This window comes from Hydrogenophaga sp., assembly GCF_051007235.1.
Lineage (GTDB): Bacteria > Pseudomonadota > Gammaproteobacteria > Burkholderiales > Burkholderiaceae_C > Hydrogenophaga.
On record NZ_JBPCSJ010000445.1, the window covers coordinates 1 to 8,735 of the forward strand.

At 65.4% G+C, this 8,735-nt stretch carries 11 protein-coding genes; all 11 read left to right on the forward strand.

Annotated features, from left to right (window positions below; all coding sequences use genetic code 11):
• On the forward strand, window positions 1–103 hold a 103-nt coding region (locus ACR2JA_RS15840), incomplete at its 5' end, for a 3-oxoacyl-[acyl-carrier-protein] synthase III C-terminal domain-containing protein (RefSeq protein ID WP_434010046.1).
• 34 nt (window positions 104–137) lie between these two features.
• Window positions 138–1,088, forward strand: coding sequence for an ACP S-malonyltransferase (fabD, locus tag ACR2JA_RS15845; RefSeq protein WP_434010038.1), 951 nt, complete (start codon window positions 138–140; stop codon window positions 1,086–1,088).
• A 24-nt stretch (window positions 1,089–1,112) separates the two neighbouring features.
• Window positions 1,113–1,874, forward strand: coding sequence for a 3-oxoacyl-ACP reductase FabG (gene fabG / locus ACR2JA_RS15850; RefSeq protein ID WP_434010039.1), 762 nt, complete (start codon window positions 1,113–1,115; stop codon window positions 1,872–1,874).
• 105 nt (window positions 1,875–1,979) lie between these two features.
• Window positions 1,980–2,219 carry an acyl carrier protein gene (gene acpP / locus ACR2JA_RS15855; RefSeq protein ID WP_310564630.1) on the forward strand — a complete coding sequence of 80 codons (240 nt, stop codon included), beginning with the start codon at window positions 1,980–1,982 and terminating at the stop codon, window positions 2,217–2,219.
• 7 nt (window positions 2,220–2,226) lie between these two features.
• The gene (gene fabF, locus ACR2JA_RS15860) at window positions 2,227–3,471 is read left to right on the forward strand and encodes a beta-ketoacyl-ACP synthase II (protein WP_434010040.1); all 1,245 of its coding nucleotides are present in this window, start codon (window positions 2,227–2,229) and stop codon (window positions 3,469–3,471) included.
• Window positions 3,472–3,555: 84 nt separating this feature from the next.
• Window positions 3,556–3,972: a hypothetical protein gene (locus ACR2JA_RS15865; protein ID WP_434010041.1), complete on the forward strand. Its 417-nt coding sequence runs from the start codon at window positions 3,556–3,558 to the stop codon at window positions 3,970–3,972.
• A 66-nt stretch (window positions 3,973–4,038) separates the two neighbouring features.
• On the forward strand, window positions 4,039–4,683 hold the full coding sequence (rpoE, locus tag ACR2JA_RS15870; RefSeq protein ID WP_434010042.1) for an RNA polymerase sigma factor RpoE: 645 nt from the start codon (window positions 4,039–4,041) through the stop codon (window positions 4,681–4,683).
• A gap of 52 nt (window positions 4,684–4,735) precedes the next feature.
• Window positions 4,736–5,446: a sigma-E factor negative regulatory protein gene (locus ACR2JA_RS15875; protein ID WP_434010043.1), complete on the forward strand. Its 711-nt coding sequence runs from the start codon at window positions 4,736–4,738 to the stop codon at window positions 5,444–5,446.
• Window positions 5,447–5,453: 7 nt separating this feature from the next.
• Window positions 5,454–6,506 carry a MucB/RseB C-terminal domain-containing protein gene (locus ACR2JA_RS15880; RefSeq protein ID WP_434010044.1) on the forward strand — a complete coding sequence of 351 codons (1,053 nt, stop codon included), beginning with the start codon at window positions 5,454–5,456 and terminating at the stop codon, window positions 6,504–6,506.
• Between the two features lie 84 nt (window positions 6,507–6,590).
• Complete coding sequence (locus tag ACR2JA_RS15885) at window positions 6,591–8,069, forward strand: Do family serine endopeptidase (protein ID WP_434010045.1); 1,479 nt, start codon at window positions 6,591–6,593, stop codon at window positions 8,067–8,069.
• Between the two features lie 526 nt (window positions 8,070–8,595).
• Window positions 8,596–8,735 (forward strand): GTP-binding protein (locus ACR2JA_RS15890; RefSeq protein WP_434010047.1); only part of this gene is annotated, 140 nt, incomplete at its 3' end.

Genomic DNA, 8,735 nt, shown 5'->3' on the forward strand with positions numbered 1-8,735 from the left:
GGACCATGCGGTGCGCGCAGGCCAGGTGAAAAAAGGCGACACCCTGCTGCTCGAAGGCGTGGGGGGCGGCTTCACCTGGGGCGCGGTGTTGGTCGATTTCTAACCGCACGTTCTTTCCAATCGATGGATTCATCGCCATGAGCGTTTTTGCATTCGTTTTTCCGGGTCAGGGTTCCCAATCGGTCGGCATGTTGGACGCCTGGGGCGATCACCCCGTGGTGGCCGAGACCCTGAAAGAAGCCTCCGATGCATTGGGTGAAGACCTGGGCGCGCTGATCAAAGACGGCCCGAAAGAGGCTTTGGCCCTGACCACCAACACCCAGCCGGTGATGCTGGTGGCCGCTGTGGCCGCCTGGCGCGTCTGGCGTGCCGAGGGTGGTTCGCTGCCCGCGGCCGTGGCCGGTCATTCACTGGGCGAGTACAGCGCCCTGGTCGCCTCGGGCGTGCTGACGCTGGCGCAGGCCACGCCGCTGGTGCGCTTTCGCGCCGCCGCCATGCAAGAAGCCGTGCCGGTGGGCACTGGCGCGATGGCCGCCATCCTTGGGATGGACGCTGAAAAGGTGAAAGCGGGTTGCGCCGAAGCGCAGGCCACATTTGCGGCCGGCAGTGGCGAGGTGGTCGAGGCGGTGAACTTCAACGACGCCGCGCAGACCGTGATCGCCGGCAGCAAGGCGGCTGTCGACAAGGCCTGCGAGGTGCTCAAGGCCAACGGTGCCAAACGTGCGCTGCCACTGCCGGTGTCCGCACCGTTCCATTCCAGCCTGATGAAGCCGGCCGCCGACAAGCTGCGCGAGCGGCTGGCTGCCACCGCCTTTGCCGTACCGCAGATCCCGGTGATCAACAACATCGACGTGGCGGTGGAAATCGATGCCGAGCGCATCCGCGACGCGCTGTACCGTCAGGCCTTCGGCCCCGTGCGCTGGGTGGAATGCGTACAAGCCATCAAGGGGCGCGGCATCGGCACCCTGGTCGAGTGCGGTCCCGGCAAGGTGTTGGCCGGCATGACCAAACGCATCGATGCCGAACTGATGGGCGTGGCCTTGTACGACCCGGCCACCCTGGCGGAAGTCAAGACCTTGCTGGCCTGAGTCCGGCGGAAGAAGGAAACCAGAATGTCTGAAGTGAAATTCGCGGGCCAGGTGGCCTTGGTCACGGGTGCCTCGCGTGGCATCGGCGCGGCCATTGCGGCGGAACTGGCGGCCAAGGGCCTGATCGTGATCGGCACCGCCACCAGCGACGATGGTGCTGCCAAGATTGGAGCGGCGCTCAAGACGGTGGCCGGTGCGGCGGACGGTTGCCGCGGTGCGAAGCTCGACGTCAACGACGCAGCTGCGGCCGAGGCCCTGATCGACGAGATCACCAAGGCCCATGGCGGCTTGCAGGTGCTGGTCAACAACGCCGGCATCACGCGCGACATGCTGGCCATGCGCCTGAAAGACGACGACTGGGACGCGGTGCTGGACACCAACCTCAAAGCGGTGTTCCGCATGAGCCGTGCCGTGATCCGGCCCATGATGAAGCAGCGCTATGGCCGCATCATCAGCATCACCAGCGTGGTCGGCGCATCGGGCAACCCCGGTCAGGCCAACTACGCTGCGGCCAAGGCGGGTGTGGCCGGCATGACCCGCGCGCTCGCACGCGAGCTGGGCAGCCGCAACATCACCGTCAATTGCGTGGCCCCGGGTTTCATCGAAACCGACATGACCGCTGCGTTGCCCGAAGAGCAGCAGAAAGCCTTGCTGGTCCAGATTCCGCTGGGCCACCTGGGCAAGCCGGCCGACATCGCGCACGCGGTGGCTTATCTGGCCAGTCCGCAAGCCGCTTATGTGACGGGGCAGGAGTTGCACGTCAACGGCGGCATGTTCATGGCCTGAGCATCCCAAACACGTCGCACAAAGCCGCCCGGCGGGCCGTCTAGGGGCCTCTCCCTAGCCCGGCTAAAATGGCGGTCTGTATTTCAACCACCCTCAGAGGGACTTATGAGCGATATCGAAGCACGCGTGAAGAAAATCATTGCCGAACAACTCGGCGTGGAAGAAGGTCAGGTCACCCATGAGAAGGCTTTCGTGGCCGATCTGGGCGCCGACTCGCTCGACACCGTGGAACTGGTCATGGCCCTCGAAGACGAATTCGGTATCGAGATCCCCGACGAAGACGCCGAGAAGATCACCACGGTCCAAAACGCCATCGACTACGCGATGAGCCACCAGAAGGCCTGATCGATCCATGAGCCGCCGCCGTGTCGTCGTGACCGGTCTGGGCTGCATCAGTCCCGTGGGCAACACGGTGGCTGAAGCCTGGACCAACATCCTCGCTGGTCAATCCGGTATCGGTCTCATCACCAAGTTCGATGCGTCGAACTTCGCGTGCAAGATCGCGGGTGAGGTCAAAGGGTTTGATCTGGAGTCCTACATCAGCGCCAAAGAGGCGCGGACCATGGACAGTTTCATCCATTACGGGATCGCCGCTGCCCACCAGGCCGTGGTCGATTCCGGCTTGCCCACGGGCGAAGCGCTGGGTGAAGAAGAAGCGACGCGCATCGGTTGCATCATCGGGTCGGGCATCGGCGGTCTGCCGCTGATCGAAGAGACCCACGGCGAATACACGAGCCGCGGCCCGCGCCGCATCTCCCCGTTCTTCGTGCCCGCCTCGATCATCAACATGATTTCGGGCCATGTGTCCATGCGGTTCGGCTTCAAGGGGCCCAACCTCGCTGTGGTCACGGCCTGCACCACCGGTCTGCATTGCATCGGTGAAGCCGCGCGCAAGATCGAGTATGGCGATGCCGACGTGATCGTGGCGGGTGGTTCCGAAGGCACGGTATCTCCGTTGGGGGTGGGTGGCTTTGCCGCCATGCGCGCGCTGTCCACCCGCAACGACGACCCGGCCACCGCGTCCCGTCCCTGGGACAAGGACCGAGATGGTTTCGTGCTGGGCGAGGGCGCGGGTGTGATGGTGCTCGAAGAGTACGAACACGCCAAGGCGCGTGGCGCCAAGATTTACGCCGAGGTGGTGGGCTATGGCATGAGTGCCGATGCCGGCCACATGACCGCACCCAACATGGACGGCCCGCGCCGCGCCATGGTGAACGCCCTGCGCAACGCCGGTATCAACGCCGACCAGGTGGATTACCTGAACGCGCATGGCACGTCCACGCCGCTGGGCGACGTGAACGAGACCAACGCGATCAAGGCCGCGCTGGGCGACCACGCCAAAAAGACGGTGGTGAACTCCACCAAGTCCATGACCGGGCACCTGCTCGGTGGGGCTGGCGGTATTGAAAGCGTGTTCACCGTTCTGGCGCTGCACAACCAGAAGAGCCCGCCGACCATCAACATCTTCAACCAGGACCCCGAGTGCGACCTGGACTACTGCGCCAACACGGCGCGGGACATGAAGATCGACGTGGCCGTGAAGAACAACTTCGGTTTCGGTGGCACCAACGGCACACTGGTGTTCAAGCGCGCCTGATCCGCGTCTCCTGATCGCTGACTTTTCATGCGTAACGCCCCATCGGTGACGTATCCGGTGGGGCGTTGTGCTGTTCAGGGGCGCGTGCTGATCGTCATCAGTGGGCTTGCAATGCTTTCGCTGGTGCTGTTGGCGGTGCTGTGGCCGTCTGCCAGCGCGCTGTGGCTCTGGGGCGGTGGGTGCGTCTGGATGGGGTGGACGGCATGGGCGCTGCGCGCCTGGTGGCTTTCGCCTGTTGGTCGGTTGCAGTGGGACGCCCAAGCCGCAGCTTCGACCGCTTTGTCTGGCGATCGCCCTGGCGGTTGGCGTTGGCACGGCGACGGACTGTCGTCGACCGACCTGGCCCGTGTGGAGTGGGTGCTGGATGCGCAGACCACACTGCTGCTCCGTATCTATCCGCACACCGAGCGGGCTCGCTGGCTCTGGCTGGAGGCCAGGAGCGCCCCCAGGCACTGGGATGACATGCGGCGTGCGCTCACGAACCACGCCCGCCGAGGGTAGTGCTGACCACTGCCGGCGCTCTGGCAGGGCGATGGGGTATATTTTCCCGGCCCTATCGCCTGTTGCATGACCACCTCCGAAGACCACACCGCTCCGCCCACCCCCGACAGCGACGCCATGCTGGTGCAACGCACGCTGGCAGGTGAGCAGCGGGCCTTCGATCTGCTGGTCATCAAATACCAGCGCCGTGTCGAGCGCCTGATCGGCCGCATGGTGCGCGACGTGGACCTCGTGCCCGACATCGCCCAGGAGACGTTCGTGCGCGCTTACCGGGCGCTGGCCCAGTTCCGGGGGGACGCCCAGTTCTACACCTGGCTCTACCGCATCGCGGTCAACACGGCCAAAAAGCAGCTGCTGGAACTCAAGCGCGACCCGCTGGTTTTCCAGTCCCAGCTGCAATCGGGGGACGACGATGAAACTTCCTCGCCCGAACGCGAACTAAACGCACAGGTGGCCGACGAAGAGACCCCCGATGCAGTGCTGGCCAGCAAGGAGATCGCCCAGGCGGTGAATGCCGCGCTGGATGCACTGCCCGAGGAATTGCGCATGGCCATCACCCTGCGTGAAATGGAAGGCATGAGTTACGAAGAAATCGCTCAGGCGCTGGATTGTCCTATCGGCACGGTGCGTTCGCGCATCTTCCGGGCGCGCGAGGCGATTTCCAGCCGCATCAAGCCCATGCTGGAACACCAGTCGGGCAAACGCTGGTGAGCCCCGGGGCTGACCCGCGCCGAGGACACCTGAGATTTTTGGGAACACGAAGATGACCGCCGCACACCACCACCACCAAGCCCCTGCGGGCGCTACCCGCCAGTCCACCGACCACGGCCCCTCGACCAGGGGCGAGCCGGGCAGCGATCTGTCGGCGCTGGTCGACGGCGAGCTCGATGTGCAGGCGCTGGACGCGTTGCTGCAATCCCTTGCCGAAGACGACGACCTGCGCAGCACGTGCCGTGGGTACCAGGTCATTGGCGAAGTGTTGCGCGGTGGGGCTCCGCAGCCGGCGGGTGTGCCGCCACATGCGTTTGTGGCGGGCGTGCGTGCGCGGCTACAAGCCGATCTGGCACTGGCTTCGTCTCCTGCAGCGGTGTCCGTGTCGCTGCCGGCGGGTGTACCGGCCGCCAACGACGCCGTGTTCCGCTGGAAGATGGTGGCGGGTTTCGCCTCGCTGGCCGCGGTCATGGCCGTCAGCTGGAGCGTGATCGGCGGTGCGCCGGCGTCCTCCGGCGGCGCAGCAGCCGGTCCGCAGATGGCGCTGATGTCGTCGCCGGGCGGGGTGTCGCTCGTGAACGCGGTCCAGCCGGCCGAACCGTCCACCGCGGTTGTGGTGAACACGGCGCAAGGCCCGGTGTTGCGCGACGCCCGCCTGGAGCAGTTGCTGGCCGAGCACCGCCAGTACGGCGGCATGTCGGCGCTGCAGATGCCGGCTGGTTTCCTGCGCGATGCCACCTACACCGCCTCCCCCCAGCGCTGAAGCCGCCATGAGCCTTGCCTTGCCGTTGTCCACCCGGTCTGTGTTTGCAACCCACGGCGCCACCGCATCGGTGCGTCGGCGCTGGTCTGGGGCGTTGTTGCTGGCCTTGTCGGCCGTACTGAACGCTCCTGTGCTGGCGCAGACCCAGCCCAACTCGGGACGCAGCGTCACCGAGTGGCTCACACGTCTGCACGAGGCCTCGCGTCAACGCGCCTACATGGGCACCCTGGTGGTGTCGGCGGGCTCGGCCATGTCGTCCTCGCGCATCTGGCACGTGTGCGATGGCACGCAGCAGATGGAGCGTGTCGAGACGCTGACCGGCGCTCCGCGCACCACCGTGCGGCGCAACAGCGAAGTGATCACCTTCGTGCCCGAGTCCAAGACGGCCTGGGTGGAAAAGCGCGAGTCTCTGGGGTTGTTCCCAGCGCTGTTGCGTGCGCCCAGCAACCAGATCCCCGAGTTTTATGGGGTGCAGGAAAGCGCTGCCGAACGCGTGGCCGGGCACCTGGCCGATGTGGTCGAGATCACGCCCAAGGATGCGCTGCGGTTTGGTTACCGCATCTGGTCGGAAAAGAAGACCGGCCTGGTGGTCAAGATGCAGACCCTGGGCGAGCAGGGCGCCGTGCTGGAGCAGGTGGCCTTCACCGAACTGCAATTGGATGCGCCGGTGCGCATGGACAAGCTCCGGCAGCTGATGAACGACACCAAGGGCTACGAACTGCACAAGCCGGTGTTGCGCAAGACCACGCCTGAGGCCGAAGGCTGGCGGCTGAAAGAGCCGGTGCCGGGTTTTCTGCCGATGAGCTGCCACACCCGCGACCCAGAGGGCGCCCCTGCGGGTGGAGCGCCCATGCAGTGGGTGTTCTCCGATGGGCTGGCCTCGGTCTCACTGTTCGTTGAACCCTACGACGCGGCGCGCCACACACAAGAGAAGTCAGCGGTCATGGGGGCCACACACTCGGTCACGCGGCGTGTGGGCAGCCACTGGCTCACGGCCATGGGCGAGGTCCCGCCGGCCACGCTGCGGCGTTTTGCCCTCGCGCTGGAACGCACGCGCTGATCCGCCCACCTGGCGGCGCTGCGGGCTTGAAGCGCAACGGACCAGCCCCCACTTTTTGAAACTTGTTCTTGAGGAGCTTGCAGCATGCTTCGTGAATCTTCTCGTGCGCCCTGGGGGCGCAGTGCCTTGACCTCCGCCCTGGCGGTGGCCTGCCTGGCACTTGTGCCGGTCCTGCCGGCGGCGGCGCAAAGCGGTGCGGCCACGGCCAGCGTGCGCGGTCTGCCCGACTTCACCGATCTCGTCGATCAGGTCGGGCCGTCCGTGGTCAACATCCGCACGCTGGAAAAGGCCAGCGCGTCGGACAGTTCGGCCGACGAGCAGATGCTGGAGTTCTTCAAGCGCTTTGGGATTCCCGTGCCCCCGGGCGCGACCCCGCGCGGGCGCCAGGAGCGCAATGGCCAGGAAGAGCCGCAACCTCGGGGTGTCGGATCGGGCTTCATCCTCAGCGCCGACGGCTTGATCATGACCAACGCGCACGTTGTTGATGGCGCTGACGAGCTGATCGTGACCCTGCCCGACAAGCGCGAGTTCAAGGCCAAGATCGTGGGCGCCGACAAGCGCACCGACGTGGCGGTGGTCAAGATCGAAGCCACGGGTTTGCCGGCCGTGCGCATCGGCGATGTCAACCGCCTGCGCGTGGGCGAATGGGTGATGGCGATCGGCTCGCCCTTAGGCCTGGAGAACACCGTGACGGCCGGCATCGTCAGCGCCAAAAAGCGCGACACCGGCGATTTCCTGCCGTTCATCCAGACCGACGTGGCGATCAACCCGGGCAACTCGGGTGGCCCGCTCATCAACATGCGCGGTGAGGTGGTGGGCATCAACAGCCAGATCTACTCGCGCTCGGGTGGCTTCCAGGGCATCTCGTTCGCCATTCCCATCGACGAAGCGGTGCGCGTGTCAGACCAGCTCAAGTCCAGCGGCCGCGTCACGCGCGGGCGCATCGGTGTGCAGATCGATCAGGTCAGCAAAGAGGTGGCCGAGTCCATCGGTCTGGGGCAGGCCCGCGGTGCGCTGGTGCGCGGTGTGGAGCCCAACTCGCCTGCCGCCAAGGCGGGCGTCGAGCCGGGCGACATCATCCTCAAGTTCGATGGACAGACCATCGACAAGTCGGTGGATCTGCCGCGCCTGGTGGGCAACACCAAGCCGGGCAGCAAGAGCACGCTCACGGTGTTCCGTCGCGGCGGGCAACGCGATCTGACGGTGACCGTGGCCGAACTCGAAGCCGATCGCCCGCAACAGCGCGCCGCTGCGCCCGAGCCGACCAAACCGCAGGCCTCTGCCGCGGCGCAGTCGCTGGGGCTGACCCTGGCCGAGCTGAATGCGGCGCAAAAGAAAGAGCTGGATCTCAAGGGCGGCGTGCGCGTGGTCGCGGCTGACGGCGCGGCCGCGCGTGCCGGTCTGCGCGAGGGCGACGTGATCGTGGCCGTCGCCAACACCGAGGTGGGCAGCGTCAAGGAGTTCGAAGCCGCGCTGGCGCGACAGGACAAGGCGCGACCGGTGAACGTGCTGTTCCGCCGCGGCGAGTGGGCACAGTACGCTGTCATCCGCCCCGCGCGTTGAGTGGTCGGTCGGCCTGAGGCAAGGGGGAAATAACCCCCCAGCCTGCCCGGGATTGCCGGGTATCGGTTCGGTGGGTGGTCGTTTTGCCACACCGGCCGACGTCTGGTCGGAGGCGTTGACACCCCCCAAAAGTCAGTGAATGCTCACAATCAAAAATGGCCCGATGATCGAATTCGATAAAATCGGGGCATAACTGGCCGGCTTTGTGCTGTTCATCCGGCGTCGTGGTTCACGATGCGGGAAGTGCACAGCTTGTCCAGATGACATCCACAGCAGACCCACAAGAGGTGTGCAACAGTCTGTGGATAAGTTGTAGATAGTTTTCGTGTTGCTGCGCTGCAACAAGCCTCGGCGGGCGATCCGAGGGTGTGCATTCTGGGCTTTTTGCCTACAATGAAACCCCAACTATCGCAGTTGCCATTGATTGTTGGTTAGGGCGCGTCAACAGCTGACGCGCCCTTTTTTATGGCCTTCGCGCGCAGGCCTGCACCCCGGTGCCAAGCGCCCCATTCGAGCCGGTTTCCCGATGCATCACATCCGCAATTTCTCCATCATCGCCCACATCGACCACGGCAAATCCACGCTGGCCGATCGCATCATTTCCCGCTGCGGCGGCCTGTCCGATCGCGAGATGAGCGAGCAGGTGCTCGACTCGATGGACATCGA

Bases quoted from the DNA above. Each gene is read 5' to 3' on its own strand.
- fabD (WP_434010038.1), top strand. From the start codon at position 138: ATGAGCGTTTTTGCATTCGTTTTTCCGGGTCAGGGTTCCCAATCGGTC.
- fabG (WP_434010039.1), top strand. From the start codon at position 1,113: ATGTCTGAAGTGAAATTCGCGGGCCAGGTGGCCTTGGTCACGGGTGCC.
- acpP (WP_310564630.1), top strand. From the start codon at position 1,980: ATGAGCGATATCGAAGCACGCGTGAAGAAAATCATTGCCGAACAACTC.
- fabF (WP_434010040.1), top strand. From the start codon at position 2,227: ATGAGCCGCCGCCGTGTCGTCGTGACCGGTCTGGGCTGCATCAGTCCC.
- rpoE (WP_434010042.1), top strand. From the start codon at position 4,039: ATGACCACCTCCGAAGACCACACCGCTCCGCCCACCCCCGACAGCGAC.
- ACR2JA_RS15875 (WP_434010043.1), top strand. From the start codon at position 4,736: ATGACCGCCGCACACCACCACCACCAAGCCCCTGCGGGCGCTACCCGC.
- ACR2JA_RS15880 (WP_434010044.1), top strand. From the start codon at position 5,454: ATGAGCCTTGCCTTGCCGTTGTCCACCCGGTCTGTGTTTGCAACCCAC.
- ACR2JA_RS15885 (WP_434010045.1), top strand. From the start codon at position 6,591: ATGCTTCGTGAATCTTCTCGTGCGCCCTGGGGGCGCAGTGCCTTGACC.